The sequence below is a fragment of the Streptomyces sp. NPDC040545 genome (assembly GCF_055595065.1).
Map to the genome: position 1 here is coordinate 144710 of NZ_JBVIWA010000002.1, position 21780 is coordinate 166489.

Annotated in this window: 23 protein-coding genes and 2 pseudogenes; 20 read left to right on the plus strand and 5 right to left on the minus strand. The window is 72.4% G+C overall.

Going from position 1 to position 21780, the window contains the following annotated elements; translation table 11 throughout:
• Positions 1-31 precede the first annotated feature (31 nt).
• From ACZ573_RS05585 to ACZ573_RS05600, 4 genes are all read left to right on the plus strand, one after another.
• Positions 32-535: a hypothetical protein gene (locus ACZ573_RS05585; RefSeq protein ID WP_471299424.1), complete on the plus strand. Its 504-nt coding sequence runs from the start codon at positions 32-34 to the stop codon at positions 533-535.
• Positions 525-1700, plus strand: a complete 1176-nt coding sequence (locus ACZ573_RS05590; RefSeq protein ID WP_471299429.1) for an MAB_1171c family putative transporter — start codon at positions 525-527, stop codon at positions 1698-1700. Before ACZ573_RS05585 ends, ACZ573_RS05590 begins: the two co-directional genes overlap by 11 nt.
• A gap of 7 nt (positions 1701-1707) precedes the next feature.
• Positions 1708-2487 carry an SDR family NAD(P)-dependent oxidoreductase gene (locus ACZ573_RS05595; RefSeq protein WP_471299432.1) on the plus strand — a complete coding sequence of 260 codons (780 nt, stop codon included), beginning with the start codon at positions 1708-1710 and terminating at the stop codon, positions 2485-2487.
• 101 nt (positions 2488-2588) lie between these two features.
• On the plus strand, positions 2589-2990 hold the full coding sequence (locus ACZ573_RS05600; protein ID WP_471299435.1) for a hypothetical protein: 402 nt from the start codon (positions 2589-2591) through the stop codon (positions 2988-2990).
• Here the strand turns inward: ACZ573_RS05600 and ACZ573_RS05605 are convergent.
• Positions 2977-4614: an ABC-F family ATP-binding cassette domain-containing protein gene (locus ACZ573_RS05605; protein WP_471299438.1), complete on the minus strand. Its 1638-nt coding sequence runs from the start codon at positions 4612-4614 to the stop codon at positions 2977-2979. The two genes, ACZ573_RS05600 and ACZ573_RS05605, sit on opposite strands and share 14 nt — an antisense overlap.
• 100 nt (positions 4615-4714) lie before the next feature.
• Between ACZ573_RS05605 and ACZ573_RS05610 the strand changes: the two are divergent.
• Both ACZ573_RS05610 and ACZ573_RS05615 read left to right on the plus strand, forming a co-directional pair.
• A pseudogene (locus tag ACZ573_RS05610) lies at positions 4715-4978 on the plus strand (DJ-1/PfpI family protein); the annotation flags it as partial.
• A gap of 168 nt (positions 4979-5146) precedes the next feature.
• Positions 5147-5782 (plus strand): DJ-1/PfpI family protein, encoded by a 636-nt coding sequence (locus tag ACZ573_RS05615; RefSeq protein WP_471299441.1) that lies wholly within the window; start codon positions 5147-5149, stop codon positions 5780-5782.
• Positions 5783-5792: 10 nt separating this feature from the next.
• Here ACZ573_RS05615 and ACZ573_RS05620 read toward each other — a convergent pair whose 3' ends face one another.
• Positions 5793-6587 carry an enoyl-CoA hydratase/isomerase family protein gene (locus tag ACZ573_RS05620; RefSeq protein WP_471299444.1) on the minus strand — a complete coding sequence of 265 codons (795 nt, stop codon included), beginning with the start codon at positions 6585-6587 and terminating at the stop codon, positions 5793-5795.
• A gap of 57 nt (positions 6588-6644) precedes the next feature.
• Between ACZ573_RS05620 and ACZ573_RS05625 the strand changes: the two genes are divergently transcribed.
• Positions 6645-6932 (plus strand): hypothetical protein, encoded by a 288-nt coding sequence (locus ACZ573_RS05625; protein ID WP_471299446.1) that lies wholly within the window; start codon positions 6645-6647, stop codon positions 6930-6932.
• A 142-nt stretch (positions 6933-7074) separates the two neighbouring features.
• A complete protein-coding gene (locus tag ACZ573_RS05630; protein ID WP_390798506.1) occupies positions 7075-7569 on the plus strand; it encodes an ATP-binding protein in 495 nt (164 codons plus the stop codon).
• 67 nt (positions 7570-7636) lie between these two features.
• Here the strand turns inward: ACZ573_RS05630 and idi are convergent, their stop codons facing one another.
• The 3 genes and pseudogenes from idi to ACZ573_RS05645 all read right to left on the minus strand — a co-directional run bounded on the left by idi (position 7637) and on the right by ACZ573_RS05645 (position 9872).
• Positions 7637-8236, minus strand: coding sequence for an isopentenyl-diphosphate Delta-isomerase (idi, locus tag ACZ573_RS05635; RefSeq protein ID WP_471299449.1), 600 nt, complete (start codon positions 8234-8236; stop codon positions 7637-7639).
• A 216-nt stretch (positions 8237-8452) separates the two neighbouring features.
• A pseudogene (locus ACZ573_RS05640) lies at positions 8453-9319 on the minus strand (class I SAM-dependent methyltransferase); the annotation flags it as partial.
• 409 nt (positions 9320-9728) lie between these two features.
• Positions 9729-9872: a hypothetical protein gene (locus ACZ573_RS05645; protein WP_471299452.1), complete on the minus strand. Its 144-nt coding sequence runs from the start codon at positions 9870-9872 to the stop codon at positions 9729-9731.
• Between ACZ573_RS05645 and ACZ573_RS05650 the strand changes: the two genes are divergently transcribed.
• The 12 genes from ACZ573_RS05650 (at position 9867) to ACZ573_RS05705 (ending at position 21767) form a co-directional block, all read left to right on the plus strand.
• Positions 9867-11483, plus strand: a complete 1617-nt coding sequence (locus ACZ573_RS05650; RefSeq protein WP_471299455.1) for a DUF5941 domain-containing protein — start codon at positions 9867-9869, stop codon at positions 11481-11483. The genes ACZ573_RS05645 and ACZ573_RS05650 overlap by 6 nt on opposite strands.
• Positions 11480-12232, plus strand: coding sequence for a phosphocholine cytidylyltransferase family protein (locus tag ACZ573_RS05655; protein ID WP_471299458.1), 753 nt, complete (start codon positions 11480-11482; stop codon positions 12230-12232). Before ACZ573_RS05650 ends, ACZ573_RS05655 begins: the two co-directional genes overlap by 4 nt.
• Complete coding sequence (locus ACZ573_RS05660; protein ID WP_301364807.1) at positions 12220-13281, plus strand: iron-containing alcohol dehydrogenase family protein; 1062 nt, start codon at positions 12220-12222, stop codon at positions 13279-13281. Before ACZ573_RS05655 ends, ACZ573_RS05660 begins: the two co-directional genes overlap by 13 nt.
• Positions 13259-14038, plus strand: coding sequence for a CDP-alcohol phosphatidyltransferase family protein (locus ACZ573_RS05665; RefSeq protein ID WP_314246496.1), 780 nt, complete (start codon positions 13259-13261; stop codon positions 14036-14038). The genes ACZ573_RS05660 and ACZ573_RS05665 overlap by 23 nt, the downstream gene beginning before the upstream one ends.
• Positions 14035-14919, plus strand: coding sequence for a glycosyltransferase family 2 protein (locus tag ACZ573_RS05670; RefSeq protein ID WP_471299462.1), 885 nt, complete (start codon positions 14035-14037; stop codon positions 14917-14919). Before ACZ573_RS05665 ends, ACZ573_RS05670 begins: the two co-directional genes overlap by 4 nt.
• 94 nt (positions 14920-15013) lie before the next feature.
• Complete coding sequence (locus ACZ573_RS05675) at positions 15014-15943, plus strand: ABC transporter permease (protein WP_471299465.1); 930 nt, start codon at positions 15014-15016, stop codon at positions 15941-15943.
• Positions 15936-16718, plus strand: a complete 783-nt coding sequence (locus ACZ573_RS05680) for an ABC transporter ATP-binding protein (protein WP_030010274.1) — start codon at positions 15936-15938, stop codon at positions 16716-16718. The genes ACZ573_RS05675 and ACZ573_RS05680 overlap by 8 nt, the downstream gene beginning before the upstream one ends.
• 409 nt (positions 16719-17127) lie before the next feature.
• Positions 17128-18021 carry a squalene synthase HpnC gene (gene hpnC, locus ACZ573_RS05685; protein WP_471299468.1) on the plus strand — a complete coding sequence of 298 codons (894 nt, stop codon included), beginning with the start codon at positions 17128-17130 and terminating at the stop codon, positions 18019-18021.
• Positions 18018-18980: a presqualene diphosphate synthase HpnD gene (gene hpnD, locus ACZ573_RS05690; protein WP_471299471.1), complete on the plus strand. Its 963-nt coding sequence runs from the start codon at positions 18018-18020 to the stop codon at positions 18978-18980. The genes hpnC and hpnD overlap by 4 nt, the downstream gene beginning before the upstream one ends.
• Positions 18980-19228, plus strand: a complete 249-nt coding sequence (locus tag ACZ573_RS05695; protein WP_471299474.1) for a hypothetical protein — start codon at positions 18980-18982, stop codon at positions 19226-19228. The genes hpnD and ACZ573_RS05695 overlap by 1 nt, the downstream gene beginning before the upstream one ends.
• A complete protein-coding gene (hpnE, locus tag ACZ573_RS05700; RefSeq protein WP_471299477.1) occupies positions 19225-20604 on the plus strand; it encodes a hydroxysqualene dehydroxylase HpnE in 1380 nt (459 codons plus the stop codon). The genes ACZ573_RS05695 and hpnE overlap by 4 nt, the downstream gene beginning before the upstream one ends.
• Positions 20601-21767 carry a polyprenyl synthetase family protein gene (locus ACZ573_RS05705; RefSeq protein ID WP_471299480.1) on the plus strand — a complete coding sequence of 389 codons (1167 nt, stop codon included), beginning with the start codon at positions 20601-20603 and terminating at the stop codon, positions 21765-21767. The genes hpnE and ACZ573_RS05705 overlap by 4 nt, the downstream gene beginning before the upstream one ends.
• Positions 21768-21780: the final 13 nt, after the last annotated feature.

A 21780-nucleotide genomic window follows, 5' to 3' on the forward strand; every position in this document is an offset into this window, starting at 1 on the left:
TTGCCCCGGAAAGGGTCCGAAGAGGGATCACATGCCCCACCGGCAACTCAGCATCCGCAAGAGGTGCGAGCAGATTCTCGGCCATCTGGATCTGACCCACCCCTTCTCCCTCGACGACCTGTGCCGCCGGATAGCCGAGCGCCGCGGCCGCCCCATCCGGCTCCATCCGCTCCCCAAGGAAGCGGCGGAATCCGGAGTCTGCGGACTGTGGGTGGGCACGGCCAGCGTCGACTACGTCTTCTACGAGGCACAGACCACCCCGCTCCACCGCGAGCACATCGTCCTCCACGAGCTGGGCCACATCCTCTTCGGCCACAACTCCCTCGAAGGGGAGGAGACCGACGGGAACGCCCCCGTGGTGCTCGGGCGCACCAACTACACCACCCGGCAGGAGCAGGAGGCGGAGATGCTCGCCAGCATGATCCGCATCCGCACGGCGAACGCCGGCCCCCGGTCCGCGAACGGCGCGAGCGGCGGCACGCTGGCCCGGCTGGAGTCCGCCATGGGATACGAGCGGGGCAACGATGGCAGCTGACCTGACCGCCTTCGGCAACTGGCTCGCCGTCCCCAGCGTGGTGTGCCTGTGGATCGCCGTCCTGCTCCGCGCCCCCGGAGCCCTGCGCTCCCCCCAGCAGCGCGGCCTGTGGCTGGCCGTCGCCACCGCCGCCGCCGCGATGACCCTCAACCTCCCGGACGTCGTCTCGTACGCGATGAGCCGCGGCCCGGGCTACGCCCACACCATCGGCCTCGTCCGCAACCTCATCGGGGTGCTGTCGGCCGGCGCCGTCCTCTACTTCGTGGCCGCCACCACCCGCGGCCGCCGGCTCCAGCTCACCGCCTGCGTCGCCACCGTGGCCTGGCTCGGCGCCCTCCTCGCCCTGGACGCGGCCGCGCCCGGCCACGGCACGCACACCATGCCGCCGGCCGGCGACCCGGTGCCCTCCCTCGCGTACTGGCTCGTGCTGATCTCCGCGCACGTGACCGCCAACATCGTCTGCGTGGCCCTGTGCTCGCGCTACAGCCGCCGTACCGAGAGCCGGGGCCTGGCCGCCGGGCTGCGGCTGTTCGGCCTCGGCACCGCGCTCGCCGGACTGTTCTGGCTGGCGTACCTGCTCAAGGCCCTGTTCGGCAGCACCTGGGCGATGCCCGCCCTCCCGCTGCTCATGAACCTGCACGGCCTGCTGCGCGCCGCCGCGATCCTCGTGCCCACCCTGTTCACCCTCCGGCGCACCTGCGCCGACATCGCCACCGCCTGGCGGCTGTGGCCGCTGTGGCGCGACCTGGTGGAAGCGGTGCCGCACGTGGCGCTCAACAAGCCGCGCGCCTGGCGGGTGATGGAGCTGCTGTGGCCGCCGGTCCCGCGCAACCTGCTCGTGTACCGCAAGGTCATCGAGACGCGCGACGCGATCCTGATCCTGGGCGAGTACGTGGCCCCGGGCGCCCTGGAACAGGCCCGCGGCCAGGTCACCGGACACGGGGTCCCCGAGCAGCAGGCCACCGCCACCGCGCTGGCCCGGGTACTGAAGGAGGCCCGGCAGGCCAAGCTCGACGGAGCGCCCGGGCAGCCGGGCGAGGCGGCCGCGCTGGAACTGCCCGCCGCGATCCACACCTCGCAGGAGGGCGGGGACCTGGCGCACGAGGCCCGGTTCCTCGTCGACGTCGCCCAGGCGTACGCCGCGCCCGCCACCACAAGGAAGTGAAAGAGTCTTGACCACCGTACTGATCACCGGCGCCAGTGCCGGACTGGGCGCGGCCTTCGCCCGCGGCTTCGCCGCCAAGGGCTGCGACCTGGTCCTCGTCGCCCGCGACAAGGACCGGCTCGACGCCGTCGCCGCCGGACTGGCCCGGGAGTACGGCACCGCGTCCGAGGTGCTGCCCGCCGACCTGCTGGACCCGGCGGACCGCGCGGCCGTCACCGAGCGGCTCGCCGACCCGGTCCGGCCCGTGGACATCCTCGTCAACAACGCGGGCTTCGGGCTGCCCGCGCCCTTCCCGTACAGCCCGGTCGAGGACGAGGAACGGATGCTCGACCTGCTGGTCAAGGTCCCCCTCCGGCTCACCCACGCCGTACTGCCGGGCCTGCGCGCCCGCCGCCGGGGCGCGGTCCTCAACGTCTCCTCGGTGGCCGGACTCCTGCCGACCGGGACCTACGGGGCCGCCAAGGCCTGGATCACCGCCTTCAGCGAGTCCCTGCGCGTGGACATGGCGCCGTACGGGGTACGGGTGCTGGCCGTGGTCCCCGGCTTCACCCGCACCGAGTTCCAGGAGCGCGCCGGGATGGACGTCAGTGCGCTGCGCGACGCGGTCTGGCTGGAACCGGAGGCCGTGGTCGCGCAGGCCCTGAAGGACCTCGCCCTGCGCCGCCCGGTCAGCGTCACCGGCCGCCGCTACCGCGCCTACGCCCTCGCCGCCCGCCACCTCCCGCGTACGTTCGTGGCCGCCCGCATGGCCCGCAAGCGCCGGCCGCCGGCGGACCGGGCGGCCTGAGCGGGCCCGGTCCGCGGGTACCGGGGCCGCCGCAAGGGCCCGGAACGGGCGATCTTGCGCGGGCCCACCCGCGCGGAGCGGCCGTGGGGGAGGATGCCAGGGTGATCTTCGACCCGCTCTTCGACGGCCTGGAGCGGTTCTGCACCGACAACGGGATCCCGTTGCGCTCGCGGCCCGACGTCTGGGGCGATCTGCTCGAACCGTTCCTCGACACCGAGTTCGACCGCAGTCACCGGGCGGCGACCCTGGACCGGCTGGCCGCCGCGGGGGTCGACGCCACCGAGGCGGCCGCGATCCGGGAGCGGGTCGGGCCGCTCATGGCGGCCTACAGCTCCGTGCACCGGGACTGGTTCCACCTCGGCCTCGCCGACCTCCTCGACGCGGCCCGCTCCGACCTCGTCCCCGAGGAACTCCGCATCCCTCCCGGGGACCTGCGGGCCTTCCCTGCCCGGGCCCCGGACATCGCGGCCCGGACCGGCGGGAGACGGCCTAGAGCTCGGTGACCCTGCCGTCCGAGACCTCCAGGCGGCGGGTCACGTGCACCGCGTCCAGCATCCGGCGGTCGTGCGTGACCAGCAGGAGGGTGCCCTCGTAGGCGTCGAGGGCGGCCTCCAGCTGCTCGATCGCGGGCAGGTCGAGGTGGTTGGTCGGCTCGTCCAGGACCAGCAGGTTCACCCCGCGGCCCTGGAGCAGGGCCAGCGCCGCACGGGTGCGCTCGCCGGGGGAGAGGGTGGCCGCCGGGCGCAGGACGTGGGCCGCCTTCAGGCCGAACTTGGCCAGCAGGGTGCGGACCTCGGCCGGCTCGGTCTCGGGGACCGCCGCGCAGAAGGCTTCGAGCAGCGGTTCGTCGCCGAGGAACAGGCCGCGGGCCTGGTCCACCTCGCCGACCAGGACGCCGGAGCCGAGGGTGGCGGAGCCGGAGTCCGGGGCCAGCCGGCCCAGCAGGACGGCGAGCAGGGTGGACTTGCCGGCGCCGTTGGCCCCGGTGATCGCCACCCGGTCCGCCCAGTCGATCTGCAGACTGGCCGGGCCGAAGGAGAAGTCCCCGCGCTTGACCGAGGCCTCGCGCAGGGTGGCCACCACCGCGCCGGAGCGCGGGGCCGCCGCGATCTCCATGCGCAGCTCCCACTCCTTGCGGGGCTCGTCGACGACCTCCAGCCGCTCGATCGCCCGCGCCGTCTGACGGGCCTTGGCGGCCTGCTTCTCGCTCGACTCGCCCCGCAGGTTCTTGCCGATCTTGTCGTTGTCGGAAGCCTTGCGGCGGGCGTTGCGCACGCCCTTGTCCATCCAGTTGCGCTGCATCTGGGCCCGGCCTTCGAGGGCCGACTTCTTGCCCGCGTACTCCTCGAACTCCTCGCGGGCGTGGTTGCGGGCGCGCTCGCGCTCCTCCAGGTAGGAGTCGTAGCCGCCGCCGTAGAGGTTGATCTGCTGCTGGGCGAGATCGAGTTCGAGGACCTTGGTGACCGTCCGGGTCAGGAACTCGCGGTCGTGGCTGATCACGACCGTGCCGGCCCGCAGCCCCTTGACGAACCGCTCCAGCCGCTCCAGACCGTCCAGGTCCAGGTCGTTGGTGGGCTCGTCGAGCAGGAAGACGTCGTAGCGGGAGAGGAGGAGCGAGGCGAGGCCCGCGCGGGCCGCCTGACCGCCGGAGAGCGCCGTCATGGGCAGGTCGAGACCGACGGCGAGGCCGAGCTCGTCGGCGACCTCCTGGGCCCGCTCGTCGAGGTCGGCGCCGCCGAGGTTCAGCCACAGGTCCAGCGCGGTCGCGTACGCGTCGTCCGCGCCCGGCGTTCCGTCCACCAGACCCTGCGTCGCCGCGTCGAGCTCGGCCTGCGCGGCCGCCACACCCGTACGGCGGGCCAGGAACTCCCGGACCGACTCCGCGGGCCGGCGCTCCGGCTCCTGCGGGAGGTGGCCGACGGCGGCGCCGGGCGGGGAGAGCCGCAGCTCCCCGGTCTCGGGGGTGTCCAGCCCGGCGAGCAGCCGCAGCAGGGTGGACTTCCCGGCGCCGTTCACGCCGACGAGGCCGATGACGTCGCCGGGGGCGACGACGAGGTCGAGATCGGCGAAGAGGGTGCGCTCACCGTGCGCGGCGGTGAGCTTCTTGGCGACGAGGGTTGCAGTCATGATGTGCCGATCCTATCCGCGCGCGGACCGCACCCGGCATGGCCGGATAGGTGGGAAGCGCGTCATTGCGGACATCACGGGGGCGGAACACCATGAAGCCATGTCGTCATCGCCGCGCACCGTCCTCGTCCTCCTCCACGACGGGGTCCAGAGCCTGGACGTGACCGGGCCGGTGGAGGTGTTCGCCGCGCTCGACCGCTTCCCGGGGCGCGCCGGATACGGGATCCGGACGGTTTCTCCCGCGGGAGAGCCCGTCCGCACCAGCAGCGGGCTGACGCTGGTGCCGGACGGGGAGCTGGCGAGCGCCCAGCCGGGACCCGGGACCACCGTCCTGGTGCCCGGAGGACGGTTCTCGGGGACCCGCTGCGGGACGTGCAGCAATGGATAGCCGAGCACCCGGGGGAGAAGCTGGGCGTCGAGCACTCGCCGCCCGGGCCCGGCTCTCGCCGCGGCAGGGCCAGCGGCGCTCCGAGAAGCAACAGCCGCCACACCGGGGGTGGAGTCCTGTTCCGGCCATCGCTCCGGAGGAGCCATGCAGATCGCCGTACTGCTCTACGACCACTTCACCGCCCTCGACGCCATCGGCCCCTTCGACACCCTCGGCCGGCTGACCGGCGCCGAGGTCGTCTTCGTCTCCGAGCGGCCGGGACCCGTACGGACCGACAACGGGGCGCTCGCGCTCGTCGCCGACAAGGGGCTCGACGAGGTCACCCGGCCCGACATCGTCATCGTGCCCGGCGGGCCCCATCCCGAGCGGGAGATGGCCAATCCCGTGGTCCTGGACTGGCTGCGCACGGTCGACGCCACCACCACCTGGACCACTTCGGTGTGCACCGGATCCCTGCTGCTGGCCGCCGCCGGGCTGCTCGACGGCCGGCGGGCCACCAGTCACTGGCTGTACCTGGACAAGCTTGCGAAGCACGGGGCCGAGCCCACCGGTGAGCGCGTGGTGTTCGACGGGAAGTACGTCACCGCCGCCGGGGTGTCCTCCGGGATCGACATGGGGCTCACCCTGCTCGGCCGGATCGCCGGGGACGACTTCGCCCGGGCCGTGCAGCTGATGACCGAGTACGACCCCCAGCCGCCCTACGACGCCGGCTCGCCCGACAAGGCCCCGGCCGCTCTCGTCGAGATGCTGCGGGGAACGGCGTTCCCGGCTGCCGGCTGACGGCCGGCCGTCACGGAGCCGGGGTCCACGTGAAGCGCGGAGCCCGGCGTTCCAGGAACGCGGCGACCCCCTCCGCGGTGTCCTCGCTCCCGGCGGCCTGCTCCTCCCAGTACGCGTCGCGGTCGGTCCGGCCGTCCGCGAACTCCTTGGCCGACGCCTGCGTCAGCTGGGAGCGCGAGGCCAGGATCCGGGTGAACTCGGCGACGCGCTTGTCCAGTTGACCGGCCGGCAGCAGCTCGTTCAGGAAGCCCGCGCGCAGCGCCGTCTGCGCGCCGATCAGCTCCGCGGAGAAGAGGAGGTACTTGGCCCAGGCCGGGCCGACCAGGGACGCGAGCCTGCGGGTCGAGGACGCCGGGTAGACGATGCCGAGCTTGGCGGGGGTCACCCCGAAGGAGGCCCCCTCCTCGGCGAAGCGCAGATCGCAGGCGGCCGCGAGCTGGCTGCCGCCACCCACGCAGAAGCCGCGGATCGCCGCCAGCGTGGGCTTGGGGAAGGCGGCCAGCGCCTCCTCGGCGGCCACGGCCAGGGCCCGCGGGTCCGCGGCCCCGGAAGCACCGGATTCCCCGGGCTCCGCCGCGTCCCCGGTCAGCGAGGAGATGTCGGCGCCCGCGCAGAAGGTCGCCCCGGCCCCGGTCAGCACGAGCACCCGTACCGCAGGGTCGTCCGCCAGGTCCGCCACCAGCTCCGGGAGCTCGCGCCACATGGCGGCGGTCATGGCGTTGCGCTTGGCGGGGTGCGAGATGACGATCGTGGCCACCCCGTCGGCGACCGTGTGCCGGAGGGTTGCGTCCGTGGCTGCGTCCATGCGCCGGATGCTATCCCGGGCGGTCATACCTATGATCAAGGGAGTCCGGCGCTCAGGGTGATCCTGCTGGTCGCCGGTCTGGCCGGTCCGGTCGTTCTGGTCTGCACGGGCGTGGCCACGCTCACCTCGATGTTCCTCTCCAGCTGGCCCGGCAGCAGTCTGTACGTGATCGGAACCCTCTTCTCCCTCGCCCTGCTGTTCGACGGGCCGAGCCTGGTGGCCATGGGCATGGGTTCCCGCCGCATCCTGGGGTTGGTCAGGGAGGACGAGGTTCCGGCGGCGGCGGCCGCGGGGGACGGGCCGGGCGAGGCGGCCGGGAAGCGTCCGGCAGAAGATCAGGAATAGTCGAACAACTGACTCTGTCATACGCCAGTGGTCAGAATGTGTCCGATAGGCGCTGACTTCTGGTCAGCGGTCCGGTCCGGACCAGCCCGTTCCCCACTCTTGTCGCGTGGAGACGATCGAGCGTGAAGACGGGGGACGCAACATGGACGTCAGCGGGAGTGTCCCGCAGGCCAAGGCGGGTGAGGCAGAGGCTCCGGCCGACCCCCTCGCCTACGAGGGTGTGTGGAGGTTCACCGCGCCCGCGGTTGAAGAATCCGTTCCGCAGGCCCGCCGTGCGGTCCGGGACCTGCTCGGACGCCAGGGGGTGCCGGCCCATCAGGACCTCGTGTACTCCCTGCTCCTGATCGTTTCCGAGCTGGTGACGAACTCGGTCCGGCACGCCGCTCTGCTCTCGCCGGAGGTCGCGGTCGAGGTCGCGATCGGCCGTGAGTGGGTGCGGGTGGCCGTCGAGGACAACCACCCCTACCGCCCCAAGGCGCTCGAGGCCGACTTCGGCCAGACCGGCGGCAGGGGCCTGCTTCTGGTCCGGGAAATCACCCTGGAGGCCGGCGGGGTCTGCGACGTCGAGCACACCTCGACCGGCGGCAAGGTGATCTGGGCGGCCCTGCCGCTCACCGCCCCGCCGACCGCCGGCTGAGCGGCGGTCGGCGGCCGGCGAGGCGGCGGCCGGCGCTCGGCCGGCGGTCGGCGGGGCGGTGAGCGGGCTACCAGCCCGCCGCGTCGCCGGTCAGCTCGCGGATCGCGGGCCGCGCCGCGTCCAGCACGGTCATGAACCAGGCCGAGAACGGCGCTTCGGCGTGCCGCTTCGCCAGTTCCGCGGCGGTGACGAAGGCTGTGTCCTCGACCTCCTCCGGATCCGGCCGCACGACCGTCTGCGCGAGTCCCACGAACAGGTGATTGAACTCCTGCTCCACCAGACCCGATGCGGGGTCCGGGTGGTTGTAGCGCACCGTCCCCGCCTGCGCGAGCAGCGAGGGTGACAGGCCCAGCTCCTCATGGGTCCGCCGGGCCGCGGCCGCGAAGGGCGACTCCCCGGGGTAGGGGTGACCGCAACAGGTGTTCGACCAGACGCCGGGGGAGTGGTACTTCCCGAGGGCCCGCTGCTGGAGCAGCAGACGGCCCTGCTCGTCGAAGAGGAACACGGAGAACGCCCGGTGCAACTGGCCGGGCGCCTGGTGGGCGGAGAGCTTCTCCGCCGTGCCGATGGTGTTGCCGGCCTCGTCGACCAGTTCGAGCATGATCGGTTCTTGAGTACCGGTGCCGTTGGACGCGCTGTTCGCGGCGGTGGCTGGTGTGGTCGGCATACCCATCCTTCGCTTCGGACTTCGGCCTTCAGTCTGCCGTACAAAAGAGGCTTGTCCCCACTTCGGAGATCCACGCATGTCCGCCCCCCGTCGCGTGCTACGCGACGAGGGGCGGATCACCTCACGTCTCACTCACGGGTCACTCAGATGACCTCGTGCACGCGTCAGACTCCGAACGGGGCCGGATACCTGATCGTTCCCGCCGGCACCCTCCCGGACGGCCGCCGCGTCGGCCGCGGCCTCCGGCCGGGCGGGCCAGGCGTCGCCGTCCCCGGCGCTCACCGGGCGCAGGACGTAGCCCGTGTACCCGTACTCGTGCCCGTGGCGGGCCCGTACGCCGAGCTCCTCGCGCGTCGCGGCCAGGGCCCGCGCCATCGCCGGGCCGCCGGCTCCGGACAGGGCACGGACCCGCTCGGCGAGCGGGCCGTAGTACTCGGCCCAGTCGGAGTCGGGCAGGTCGTGCACGCCGAGCACCTGGTACCCGGCGGCCTGGGCGGCCGCGAGGTTGCCCGCAGTGGTGCGCAGCGCGTAGTGCGGGTCCCAGAAGGCGCGGGCGCCCGCGGACGGATCCGGGACCGACCACTGGCACTCGGTCAGGACGAGGGTGCCGCCCGGGGCGAGCAGCCGCTTCCACCGGGCGAGCGCGGCGTCGAAGCCGAGGATGTAGGCGGAGCCCTCCGCCCAGACGAGGTCGAAGGAGCCGTCCTCGAAGTCCTCGCCGGTCAGCGCGCCCATGTCCGCCTCGATCGTGCGGACCCGGTCGGCGAGACCGCGGGACACGGCGGCCGTACGGAGCTCGCCGAGGAAGGGGGCGTGCAGGTCGACGGCGGTCACCGCGGCGCCCGTGCCCGCCGCGCCCGCCTCGGCGGCGAGCAGCAGCGCGCTGCGGCCCGGGCCGCAGCCCAGGTCGAGGACGCGCGGCCGCTCGGGCAGCGGTCCGCACAGGGACAACAGGTGGCGGGTGCTCGCGTCGGAGCCCGGAGCCTGCCGGGGCAGGCCGTGGTGCAGGGCGAAGAAGGCGTGCGTGAAGTCGTCGGCGCCCTCGGTATGGGAGGTGTCGTCGAAGGAATTGCTGTCGGTCAACGTGAACCCTTGGAACGGGGGCTCCGGCCGACGAGGCCCAGCTGTGTGATCAGGCCCGGCCGGATGCCCGGAAGGAAGGGGAGATGCACCGGAGTTCGCTGCGCATGGCTGCGACCACTACGACGGTCATCAACCCACCTCTTCCACTCGACACGTTCAGGGGCGTGCCCACCGTAACATCCGGGCCGTTTGTGGTACCGCGCCGTGATCGTCAATGATGATCGGAACCCGGCCCGGGGCCCGGATATTCGGCTTATCAGGGCGTAAACGGGTGGTGAACCCCTGCTTCCATTCATCCGATAGCCTCTGCCGACGTGCCGCCGCCCCATAAGGGCGCGCGTTCGGAATCCGTTACAAGGAGTGAGTTCGTCTGCCGACCGTCATCCTCACCGGCCTGCCGGTCCCCGGATCACCGCTCGCGGACGAGCTGCGCTCCCTCGGCTTCGACGTCCGCCCGGCCGCAGATCCCAAGGACGCCGCCGCCGCGCTGGCGGGCGTACCCGCCGACCAGCGGGTGGCCGTCGTGGACAGTGCCTTCGTCGGGCACGTGCACGCGCTGCGCCTCGCACTGACCGACCCGCGCTTCGACGCCTGCGCCGTCACCGGTGCCCTCGCCGTCCAGGCCGGGGCCCGCGGCGCCCTCGACAAGGCGGCCGCCGGCGCCGCCGCGGGCACCGACGGGGCCGGCCCGTACGCGGACCGGCTCGCCGCCGCCGTCGAGGCCGCCGGGACCGCCGTCCAGCGCCCCGAACTGGGCACGCTCGTCGCCGCGGTCCCCGCCGGCCCCGCCGAGCGCGACGCGGCGAGTGCCGCCGTCGCCGCCGTCGACGACGAGGCCGTACGCCTGCGGACCGCCGTGAAGTCCCGCGACGGCTTCTTCACCACCTTCTGCATCAGCCCCTACTCGCGCTACATCGCCCGCTGGTGCGCGCGCCGCGGCCTGACCCCGAACCAGGTCACCACCGCCTCGCTGATCACCGCGCTCATCGCGGCCGGCTGCGCGGCCACGGGCGAGCGCTGGGGCTACGTGGCGGCCGGGGTGCTGCTCCTGGTCTCCTTCGTGCTGGACTGCACCGACGGGCAGCTCGCCCGCTACTCGCTCCAGTACTCGACGATGGGCGCCTGGCTCGACGCCACCTTCGACCGCGCGAAGGAGTACGCCTTCTACGCGGGCCTCGCGCTCGGCGCGGCCAGGAACGGCGACGACGTCTGGGCCCTGGCCGTCGGCTCCATGATCCTCATGACCTGCCGGCACGTCGTGGACTTCTCCTTCAACGAGGCCAACCACGACGCCACCGCCAACACGAGTCCCACGGCGGCCCTCTCCGGCCGGCTCGACAGCGTCGGCTGGACCGTGTGGGTCCGCCGGATGATCATCCTCCCGATCGGTGAGCGCTGGGCGATGATCGCGGTCCTGACCGCCTTCACCACTCCCCGGATCGTCTTCTACGCCCTGCTGATCGGCTGCGCCTTCGGCGCGCTCTACACCACCGCCGGCCGGGTCCTGCGCTCCCTGACGCGCAAGGCCACCCGCACCGACCGGGCGGCCCAGGCGCTGGCCGACCTGGCCGACTCCGGCCCGCTCGCCGAGCTCCAGGCCCGCCTGCTGCGCGGCCGCGCCGGGTCCTTCGGCTCCGTGTACGTGGCGGCCCTCGGCACGCTGGTGATGATCGCGGGCGCCGTGTTCCTGCCCTTCGGCGACCCGCGGCTGATCGCCGTCGCGGTGATCTACGTCATGGCGGCCGGCCTCGCCGTCTCCGCGCCCCTGGGGGGCGCCCTGGACTGGCTGATCCCGCCGCTGTTCCGGGCTGCCGAGTACACCACCGTGCTGATCCTCGCGATGAAGGCGGACGTCCCCGGGGCCCTCCCGGCGGCATTCGGCCTGATCGCGGCGGTCGCCTACCATCACTACGACACGGTGTACCGCATCCGCGGGGGCACCGGCGCGCCCCCGCACTGGCTGGTGCGGACGATCGGCGGCCACGAAGGCCGGGTCCTGCTGATCACGGCCCTGGCGGCCGTCCTCGTATCGCGCGAAGCGGACTTCCCCGTCGCGCTCACGGCCGTGGCCGTGTTCGTGGCACTCGTGGTGCTCGTGGAGAGCATCCGATTCTGGGTCTCCTCCGGAGCACCCGCCGTACATGACGAAGGAGAACCAGCATGATCGGCCTTGTACTCGCTGCCGGTGCCGGACGCCGTCTGCGTCCCTACACCGACACCCTGCCCAAGGCGCTCGTGCCGGTCGGCCCCGAGGGTGACGAGGAGAGCCTGACGGTTCTCGACCTGACCCTGGGCAACTTCGCCGAGGTCGGCCTCACCGAGGTCGCGATCGTCGTCGGCTACCGCAAGGAAGCCGTGTACGCCCGCCGCGAGGTCCTGGAGGCCAAGTACGGCGTCAAGATCACGCTGATCGACAACGACAAGGCCGAGGAGTGGAACAACGCCTACTCCCTGTGGTGCGCGCGTGACGTCCTGAAGCAGGGCGTGATCCTCGCCAACGGCGACACCGTCCACCCGGTCTCCGTCGAGCGCACCCTGCTCTCCGCCCGCGGCAACGGCCAGAAGATCATCCTCGCCCTCGACACGGTCAAGCACCTGGCCGACGAGGAGATGAAGGTCGTCACCGCCGACGGGAAGGGCGTCCAGAAGATCACCAAGCTGATGGACCCCGCCGACGCCACCGGCGAGTACATCGGTGTCACCCTCATCGAGCCCGAGGCCGCCGAGCAGCTGGCCGAGGCCCTGAAGACCACCTTCGAGCGGGACCCCGACCTCTACTACGAGGACGGCTACCAGCAGCTCGTCAACGACGGCTTCACCATCGACGTGGCCCCCATCGGCGACGTGAAGTGGGTCGAGATCGACAACCACGACGACCTCGCCAAGGGCCGGACGATCGCATGCCAGTACTGACGAGGCTCATCCCCTCGCCCGTCGTCGTCGACATCAGTCGCGGGGCGATGGACGACCTGGCCGGCCTCCTGGCCGACCAGCGGATCTCCGCCTCCGGCAAGCTGGCCATCGCGATCAGCGGCGGCTCCGGCGTGGCGCTGCGCGCCAAACTGGAGCCCGTCCTGCCGCACGCCGACTGGTACGCGGTCGTCGACGGCACCATCGACTCCGCGGTCAAGCTGGCCGACGACATAAAGGGCCGCCGCTACGACGCCGTCGTGGGCCTGGGCGGCGGCAAGATCATCGACGTGGCCAAGTACGCCGCGGCGCGGGTCGGGCTGCCCATGGTGGCCGTCGCCACCAACCTCTCGCACGACGGCATCTGCTCGCCGGTGTCCATCCTGGACAACGACAACGGCCGCGGTTCCTACGGTGTGCCGACGCCGATCGCCATGGTGATCGACCTCGACGTGATCAAGGAAGCCCCGGTCCGGTTCATCCGCGCCGGCATCGGTGACGCGATCTCCAACATCTCGGCGATCGCCGACTGGGAGCTCTCGCACAAGATCAACGGTGAGCCCGTCGACGGCCTGGCCGCCGCCATGGCCCGTACCGCCGGCGAGTCCGTGCTGCGCCACCCCGGCGGATGCGGCGACGACGAGTTCCTTACCGTGCTCTCCGAGGCGCTGGTGCTCTCCGGCATCGCCATGTCGATCAGCGGGGACTCCCGCCCGTCGTCCGGCGCCTGCCACGAGATCAGCCACGCCTTCGACCTGCTCCACCCGGGACGCTCCGCGCTCCACGGCGAGCAGGTCGGCATCGGCGCCGCCTTCGCGATGCACCTGCGCGGGGCCACCGAGCAGTCCGGCCTCTTCGCCGAGGTGCTGCGCCGGCACGGCCTGCCGGTCGGGCCCGAGGAGATCGGCTTCAGCGTCGACGAGTTCGTCGCGGCCGTCGAGTACGCCCCCCAGACCCGCCCGGGACGCTTCACGATCCTGGAGCACCTCAACCTGTCCGCCGCCGAGATCAGGGACGCTTACGCCGACTATGTCAAGACCATCCGTAGCTGAACTGAGGCCCGTCGTCCACCCTGCGGGCGTCAAGGACCGGGTCAGCGGCGAGCACTGGGGCGGGCGCCTCTACATGCGCGAGATCTCCCTGCGCATCACCCGCTTCCTGGTCACCACCAAGGTCACGCCGAACCAGCTGACCTACCTGATGACCCTGGCCGGCGTCCTCGCCCTCCCGGCCCTGCTGGTGCCGGGCATCTGGGGCGCCGTCCTCGGCGTGATCGCGGTCCAGATGTACCTGCTGCTCGACTGCGTCGACGGCGAGGTCGCCCGCTGGAAGAAGCAGTTCTCGCTCTCCGGCGTGTACCTGGACCGGGTCGGCGCCTACCTGTGCGACGCCGCGGTCCTGGTCGGCTTCGGCCTGCGTGCCGCCGACCTGTGGGGCCCCGGCGGCGCCGACTGGCTGTGGGCCTTCCTGGGCACCCTGGCCGCGCTCGGCGCCATCCTGATCAAGGCCGAGACCGACCTGGTCGGCGTCGCCCGCCACCAGGCCGGCAAGCCCGTGGTCAAGGACGCGGCCGCCGAGCCGCGCGCGAAGGGCATGGCGCTCGCCCGCCGGGCCGCCGCCGCGCTCAAGTTCCACCGCCTGATCCTCGGCATCGAGGCCTCGCTGCTCATCCTGGTGCTGGCCGTCGTGGACCAGATGCAGGGCGACCTGTACTGGTCCCGGGTCGGGGTCGCCGTGCTGGCCGCCATCGCCATGCTCCAGACCGTGCTGCACCTGGTCTCCATCCTCGCCTCCAGCAGGCTCAAGTGAGTGCCCCGCTGCGGCTGGGCGCCGTGATCATCACCATGGGCAACCGGCCCGACGAGCTCAAGGCGCTCCTCGACTCGGTGGCCCGCCAGGACGGCGCCCCGATCGACGTGGTCGTCGTGGGCCAGGGCGTGCAGGTCACCGGCCTGCCCGAGGGCGTCCGCACCATCGACCTGCCCGAGAACCTGGGCATCCCGGGCGGGCGCAACGTCGGCATCGAGGCCTTCGGCCCCGGCGGCAGCGACGTGGACGTGCTGCTCTTCCTGGACGACGACGGTCTGCTGGAGCGCACCGACACCGCCGAGCTGTGCCGGCAGGCCTTCGCCGAGGACCCCGCGCTCGGGATCATCAGCTTCCGGATCGCCGATCCGGAGACCGGTGTGACCCAGCGCCGCCACGTGCCGCGGCTGCGCGCCTCCGACCCGATGCGCTCTTCGCGCGTGACCACCTTCCTCGGCGGCGCCAATGCCGTCCGCACGACGGTGTTCGAGCAGGTCGGAGCACTGCCGGGGGAGTTCTTCTACGCGCACGAGGAGACCGATCTGGCCTGGCGGGCGCTCGACGCAGGGTGGCTGATCGACTACCGGTCGGACATGGTGCTGCTGCACCCGACGACTGCCCCCTCCCGGCACGCGGTCTACCACCGTATGGTGGCTCGTAACCGGGTGTGGCTCGCCCGCCGCAACCTGCCCGCCCCGCTGGTCCCGGTCTACCTGGGCGTCTGGCTCCTGCTGACGCTCGTACGCAGGCCGTCGGCGCCGGCGCTCAAGGCCTGGTTCGGCGGTTTCCGGGAGGGGTGGACCACTCCCTGCGGGCCCCGCCGCCCGATGAGATGGCGAACGGTCTGGCGGTTGACCCGGCTGGGCCGACCTCCTGTCATCTGACCAGCCCGCGTCTGGGAACATGACGCGATCACGGGCCTCGAGCCACCAGCCTGATGCCCACCTGGCCGCATCTTGAAGACGAAAGTTTCAACTTGTGAGTGACACAACCCACGACGGCGCCCTCGCCACGAGCAGGCCGCTGTCCGACGACGCGGGGCTGAGCCCCGCGGAGCTCGCCAGGAAGTACGGCCTCTCGGTCAGCGGCGCCAGGCCCGGCCTCGGCGAGTACGTGCGGCAGCTCTGGGGCCGGCGCCACTTCATCATGGCCTTCTCCAGGGCCAAGCTGGTCGCGCAGTACAGCCAGGCGAAGCTCGGCCAGGTCTGGCAGGTGGCGACCCCGCTGCTGAACGCGGTCGTCTACTGGCTGATCTTCGGCCTGATCCTCAAAGCGGGCCGGGAGATGCCGAAGGACGTCTACATCCCGTTCCTGGTGATGGGCATCTTCGTCTTCACGTTCACCCAGAGCTCGCTGATGGCGGGCGTCCGGGCGATCTCCGGGAACCTCGGCCTGGTGCGGGCGCTGCACTTCCCGCGCGCCGCCCTGCCGGTGTCCTTCTCGCTGCAGCAGCTCCAGCAGCTGCTGTACTCGATGATCGTCGTCTTCGTGATCGCCATCTGCTTCGGCAACTACCCGCAGCTCTCCTGGCTGCTGGTGATCCCGACCCTGGCGCTCCAGTTCGTCTTCAACACCGGCCTCGCCATGATCTTCGCGCGGGCGGGTTCCAAGACCCCCGACCTCGCGCAGCTGATGCCGTTCGTGATGCGTACCTGGATGTACGCCTCCGGCGTCATGTTCCCGATCGGGATCTACCTCAAGGACCAGCCGCAGTGGATCAGCGACCTGCTGCTGTGGAACCCGGTCGCGATCTACATGGACCTCATCCGGTTCGCGCTGATCGACGACTACGCGGCGAGCAACCTGCCTCCGCACGTGTGGGCCTTCGCCGTGGGCTGGGCCGCGGTGATCGGCATCGGTGGCTTCGTGTACTTCTGGAAGTCTGAGGAGCGTTACGGCCGTGGCTGACAACACCCAGGGGCGCGTCCCCACCGTGATCGCGGACGGCGTCCACATCGTCTACCGCGTCAACACCGGCAGCAGCGGCAAGGGTGCGGCCACCGCCGCGCTCAGCAAGATAGTCCGCCGGAAGAAGGGCGACGCCCCGGGCGTCCGGCGGGTCCACGCCGTGCGCGGCGTCTCCTTCACCGCCTACCGCGGCGAGGCCATCGGCCTCATCGGGTCCAACGGCTCCGGCAAGTCCACCCTGCTGCGCGCCATCGCGGGCCTGCTGCCCTGCGAGGAGGGCAAGGTCTACACCGACGGCCAGCCCTCGCTGCTCGGTGTCAACGCGGCCCTGATGAACGACCTCACCGGCGAGCGGAACGTCGTTCTCGGCGGCCTCGCGATGGGTATGAGCCGCGAGCAGATCAAGCAGCGTTACCAGAGCATCGTCGACTTCTCGGGCATCAACGAGAAGGGCGACTTCATCTCCCTGCCGATGCGTACCTATTCCTCCGGCATGGCGGCGCGTCTGCGCTTCTCCATCGCGGCGGCCAAGGACCACGACGTCCTGATGATCGACGAGGCCCTGGCCACCGGCGACCGCAGCTTCCAGGTGCGTTCGGAGGACCGGATCCGTGAACTGCGGCAGAAGGCCGGCACGGTCTTCCTGGTGAGCCACAACAACAAGTCCATCCGCGACACCTGTGACCGGGTGCTGTGGCTGGAGAAGGGCGAGCTCCTGATGGACGGGCCCACCGAGGAAGTCGTCTCGGCATACGAGAAGGCCACCAACGGCTGACCTCCGGGTCGCGCGGTGCCCTCTTCCGGCGCTTTTCCGCTTCACCCGAAGGCCCCCGACGCTCAGCGCGGCGGGGGCCTCAATCGTGTTCTCGCATTTCGCGGCGACATTCGGTGGCGGAGCGAATACCCGAGAGGGCTCGGCGACGTTCTACAGCGTAAGCTGAGGCGGTCCTCAATCGCGGCAAGAGGGGACGATTCCCCGCAGGTGAAGGGCCTTGGGGCAGCCCGGGGAATCCCCCGGCGGCGTGTCCGAAATAGGATGTAATGGGTCGGCAGTGTAGAACGGGAGATGTGACGGCAATGGCTACGGGAATTCTCCGGCCCCCAGGCACGACGGCCGTCCCCGCCCCGGGCGGCGGGCGGTGAACCCGGGGCACGGCATCCGACCCCTGGCCGACACGGTCCACATGAGCGCCACCCTCGACAAGGCGGCGGCGGAGAACTTCCCCGTCGCCCCCGTGTTCCTGCCCCGCGCCTGGCGCGACGGGCTGACGGCCGTCTACGGGTACGCCCGCCTCGTCGACGACATCGGCGACGGCGACCTCGCCCCCGGCGGACACGACGCCGTACTCCTCGGCCTCGACCCCGCCGCGGTCGACGACCGGCTCGCCATGCTCGACGCCCTCGAGGCCGACCTGCACCGCGTCTTCAACGGTTCCGCCGGCCCCGCCGGCCCGCCGCGGCACCCGCTGCTGCAGGCCCTGCAGCCCGTCGTCCGCGCCCACGGCCTGACCCCCGAGCCGTTCCTCGGCCTGATCGAGGCCAACCGCCAGGACCAGCGGGTCGCGCGCTACGGGACGTACGCCGACCTGGTCGGCTACTGCGAGCTGTCCGCGAACCCGGTCGGCCGCCTCGTGCTCTCCCTCACCGGCACCAGCACCCCCGAACGGATCCGCCGCTCCGACGCCGTCTGCACCGCCCTGCAGATCGTCGAACACATCCAGGACGTCGCCGAGGACCTCGGCCGCGACCGGATCTACCTGCCCGCCGAGGACCTGCGCCGCTTCCACGTCACCGAGGCGGAGCTCGCGGCCCCGTCGGCCGGCGCGGCCGTACGCTCCCTGATCGCATTCGAAACCGAGCGCGCACGCGAACTGCTGAACGAGGGCACCCCGCTCGTGGGCAGCGTGCACGGCAGACTCCGGCTGCTGCTCGCGGGCTTCGTGGGAGGGGGGCGCGCGGCTCTGCGAGCCGTCACCGCCGCCGGTTTCGACGTGCTCCCCGGCCCGCCCAAGCCCACCAAGAGCGGCCTGCTCCGCGAGGTGGCCGCCGTCCTGCGCACAGCGCCGAGAAAGGGGTGAGCCCGACCGTGGAGGGCCCCACACACGTGTCCGCACCGGTCCAGGCCGCCTACAGCTACTGCGAGGCCGTCACCGGTTCACAGGCACGCAACTTCGCCTACGGCATCCGGCTGCTGCCGAACGACAAGCGGCAGGCGATGTCCGCGCTGTACGCCTTCTCGCGGCGGGTCGACGACATCGGCGACGGCACGCTGGCGCCCGAGGCCAAGTTCGCCCGGCTGGAGGAGACCCGTGCCCTGCTCGGGCGGATCCGCGCCGAGGAGATCGACGAGGACGACACCGACCCCGTCGCCGTCGCCCTCACGCACGCCGCGCGCCGCTTCCCGATCCCGCTCGGCGGCCTCGACGAGCTCATCGACGGGGTCCTGATGGACGTCCGCGGCGAGACGTACGAGACCTGGGACGACCTCAAGACCTACTGCCGCTGCGTGGCCGGGGCCATCGGGCGGCTCTCGCTCGGCGTGTTCGGCACGGTGAACGGCCCGGGCCTCGCAGCGGCCGACGCCGCGCGCGCCGGGGAGTACGCCGACACCCTCGGCCTCGCCCTGCAACTCACCAACATCCTCCGGGACGTCCGCGAGGACGCCGGCAACGGGCGTACCTACCTGCCCGCCGAGGACCTCGCCAAGTTCGGCTGCTCGGAAGGTTTCCACAGCGACCGGATGCCCGCCGGCGCCGACTTCGCCGGGCTCGTCCACCACGAAGTCCGGCGCGCCCGCGCCCTGTTCGCCGAGGGCTACCGGCTGCTGCCGATGCTCGACCGGCGCAGCGGCGCCTGCGTCGCCGCCATGGCCGGCATCTACCGGCGCCTGCTGGACCGCATCGAGCGGGAGCCGGAGGCGGTGCTGCGGGGCCGAGTGTCGCTGCCGCCGCACGAGAAGGCGTACGTCGCCGTGCGCGGCCTGTCCGGACTCGACGCGCGGACCGTCACCCGCCAGAACACCCGGAGGCGAGCCTGATGACCGCGATCACCCCGCCTCCGGCGGCGGCAGCCCGTCCGGCCGCCGTCGCCGCGGCGCGCACCCGCCCGCGCCCGTCGGGCCGTCCCGGCCGGGACGGCGCCCGGGCAACCGCCCCGGCGGCGGGTGCGTCTCTTCCGGCGGACCACGGCCACGCGGGCCGGGCCGCCGCACACCGGGCGGCCCGGCCCGCGCAGGACCGACCGGCCGGCCCGGAGGGCCACCGCACCACGGGGGAGGGCGCATGACCGGCTTCGAACAGCACGCCGTCGTCGTGGGCGGCGGACTCGCAGGGGTCACCACCGCCCTCGAACTCGCCGACGCCGGGCTCCGCGTCACCCTGCTGGAGGGCCGCCCCCGGCTCGGCGGGCTCGCCTTCTCCTTCAAGCGCGGCGACCTCGAGGTCGACAACGGCCAGCACGTCTACCTGCGCTGCTGCACCGGCTACCGGTGGTTCCTCGACCGCATCGACGGCGCCGCCCTCGCGCCCCTGCAGGACCGGCTCGACGTACCCGTCCTGGACGTCGCCCACCCCGGCGGACCGCGCCTGGGCCGGCTGCGCCGCAGCACCCTGCCCGTGCCCCTGCACCTGGCCGGATCGCTCGCCCGCTACCGGCACCTCTCCCTCGCCGAACGTCTGAGCGTCGGCCGCGCCGCCCTCGCGCTGCGCCGCCTGGACCCCACCGACCCGGCGCTGGACGGCCTGGACTTCGCGACCTGGCTCGGCCGCTACGGGCAGTCCGCCCGCACGATCGAGGCCCTGTGGGACCTGGTCGGCATCGCCACGCTGAACGCCACCGCCGAGCAGTCTTCGCTGGGCCTGGCCGCCATGGTCTTCAAGACCGGCCTGCTCTCCGAGAACGGCGCCGCCGACATCGGCTGGGCCCGGGTACCACTGGGCGAACTGCACGACACCCTCGCCCGCAAGGCGCTCGACGCGGCCGGCGTACGGACCGAGCTGCGCACCCGCGTCACGGACATCTCCCGTATGCCCGAGGGGGCGTGGCGGATCGACACCGAGGAAGAGGCCCTGGAGGCGGGCACCGTCGTCCTCGCCGTCCCGCAGCGCGAGGCGCACGGACTGCTGCCCGCCGGCGCCCTCCCCGACCCCGACAAGCTCCTGGACATCGGCACCGCGCCCATCCTCAACGTCCACGTGGTCTACGACCGCAAGGTGCTCAAGCAGCCCTTCTTCGCCGCCCTCGGCTCCCCGGTGCAGTGGGTCTTCGACCGCACCGAATCCTCCGGACTCCCCGACGGCGGCCAGTACCTGGCCCTGTCCCAGTCCGTCGCCCAGGACGACATCGACGAGCCCGTCTCGGTCCTGCGCGCCAAGTACCTGCCCGAGCTGGAGCGGCTGCTGCCCGCCGCGCGCGGCGCCAAGGTACGGGACTTCTTCGTCACCCGGGAGCGGACGGCCACCTTCGCCCCCACCCCGGGCGTCGGCCGGCTGCGCCCCGGGGCGCGCACCGACACGCCGGGGCTCTACCTCGCCGGTGCGTGGACTGCCACGGGCTGGCCCGCGACCATGGAGAGCGCCGTCCGGAGCGGACTGAGCGCGGCCCACGCCGCACTCGCCGCGCTCGGCCGCCACCGCGAACACCCTCTGCAGGAGGCGGCATGACGAGCACCATCAGCAGCACCGGCACCACCAGCACCGCAAGTACAGGAACAAGAGGAGAGCCAGTGAACCCGGGGAACCCGGCTGTCGAGAACACGGATGCCAGTGTGGGCACAGCCGGAGGGGGCGCGGAGAAGGCGGACACGATCGCGCTCCTGGAACGCGGCCGTACGCTCTCGACCCCCGCGCTCCGCGCCGCCGTCGACCGGCTCGCGGCGCCCATGGACACCGTCGCCGCCTACCACTTCGGCTGGATCGACGCCCAGGGCAACGTGGCGGACGGCGACGGCGGCAAGGCCGTGCGGCCCGCGCTCGCGCTGCTCTCCGCCGAGGCGGCGGGCGCCGCAGCCGAGGTCGGCATCCCCGGCGCCGTCGCGGTCGAGCTCGTGCACAACTTCTCGCTGCTGCACGACGACCTGATGGACGGCGACGAGCAGCGCCGCCACCGCGACACGGTGTGGAAGGTGCACGGACCGGCCCTCGCGATCCTGGTCGGCGACGCCCTGTTCGCCCTCGCCAACGAGGTGCTGCTGGAGCTCGGCACCGTGGAGGCGGGCCGCGCGACCCGCCGGCTGACCACCGCCAGCCGCAAGCTCATCGACGGCCAGGCGCAGGACATCTCCTACGAGCACCGCGAGCGCGTCAGCGTCGAGGAGTGCCTGGAGATGGAGGGCAACAAGACGGGTGCGCTCCTCGCCTGCGCGGTCTCCATCGGCGCGGTGCTCGGCGGCGCGGACGACCGTACCGCCGACAAGCTGGAGGAGTACGGCTACCACCTGGGCCTCGCCTTCCAGGCCGTCGACGACCTGCTCGGCATCTGGGGCGACCCGGAGGCGACCGGCAAGCAGACCTGGAGCGACCTGCGCCAGCGCAAGAAGTCCCTGCCGGTGGTCGCCGCCCTCGCCGCCGGCGGGGAGGCCTCCGAGCAGCTCGCCGAACTGCTCGCCGCCGACGCCAAGAGCAGCGACTTCGAGAACTTCTCGGAGGAGGAGTTCGCGGCCCGCGCGGACCTCATCGAGGCGGCCGGCGGCCGCCGGTGGACCGCCGACGAGGCACGCCGCCAGCACGCCGTCGCGATCCGGGCCCTGGACGACGTCGACATGCCGCAGCGCGTGCGCGACCAGCTCGTGGCCCTCGCGGACTTCGTCGTCGTGCGCAAGAGGTGATCGCCACCCGACA

Coding starts and splice junctions, on each gene's coding strand:
- ACZ573_RS05585 (WP_471299424.1), top strand. CDS start 32: ATGCCCCACCGGCAACTCAGCATCCGCAAGAGGTGCGAGCAGATTCTC.
- ACZ573_RS05590 (WP_471299429.1), top strand. CDS start 525: ATGGCAGCTGACCTGACCGCCTTCGGCAACTGGCTCGCCGTCCCCAGC.
- ACZ573_RS05605 (WP_471299438.1), bottom strand. CDS start 4,614: ATGACTGCAACCCTCGTCGCCAAGAAGCTCACCGCCGCGCACGGTGAG.
- ACZ573_RS05615 (WP_471299441.1), top strand. CDS start 5,147: ATGCAGATCGCCGTACTGCTCTACGACCACTTCACCGCCCTCGACGCC.
- ACZ573_RS05620 (WP_471299444.1), bottom strand. CDS start 6,587: ATGGACGCAGCCACGGACGCAACCCTCCGGCACACGGTCGCCGACGGG.
- ACZ573_RS05630 (WP_390798506.1), top strand. CDS start 7,075: ATGGACGTCAGCGGGAGTGTCCCGCAGGCCAAGGCGGGTGAGGCAGAG.
- idi (WP_471299449.1), bottom strand. CDS start 8,236: ATGCCGACCACACCAGCCACCGCCGCGAACAGCGCGTCCAACGGCACC.
- ACZ573_RS05655 (WP_471299458.1), top strand. CDS start 11,480: ATGATCGGCCTTGTACTCGCTGCCGGTGCCGGACGCCGTCTGCGTCCC.
- ACZ573_RS05660 (WP_301364807.1), top strand. CDS start 12,220: ATGCCAGTACTGACGAGGCTCATCCCCTCGCCCGTCGTCGTCGACATC.
- ACZ573_RS05665 (WP_314246496.1), top strand. CDS start 13,259: ATGTCAAGACCATCCGTAGCTGAACTGAGGCCCGTCGTCCACCCTGCG.
- hpnC (WP_471299468.1), top strand. CDS start 17,128: ATGAGCGCCACCCTCGACAAGGCGGCGGCGGAGAACTTCCCCGTCGCC.
- ACZ573_RS05695 (WP_471299474.1), top strand. CDS start 18,980: ATGACCGCGATCACCCCGCCTCCGGCGGCGGCAGCCCGTCCGGCCGCC.
- hpnE (WP_471299477.1), top strand. CDS start 19,225: ATGACCGGCTTCGAACAGCACGCCGTCGTCGTGGGCGGCGGACTCGCA.
- ACZ573_RS05705 (WP_471299480.1), top strand. CDS start 20,601: ATGACGAGCACCATCAGCAGCACCGGCACCACCAGCACCGCAAGTACA.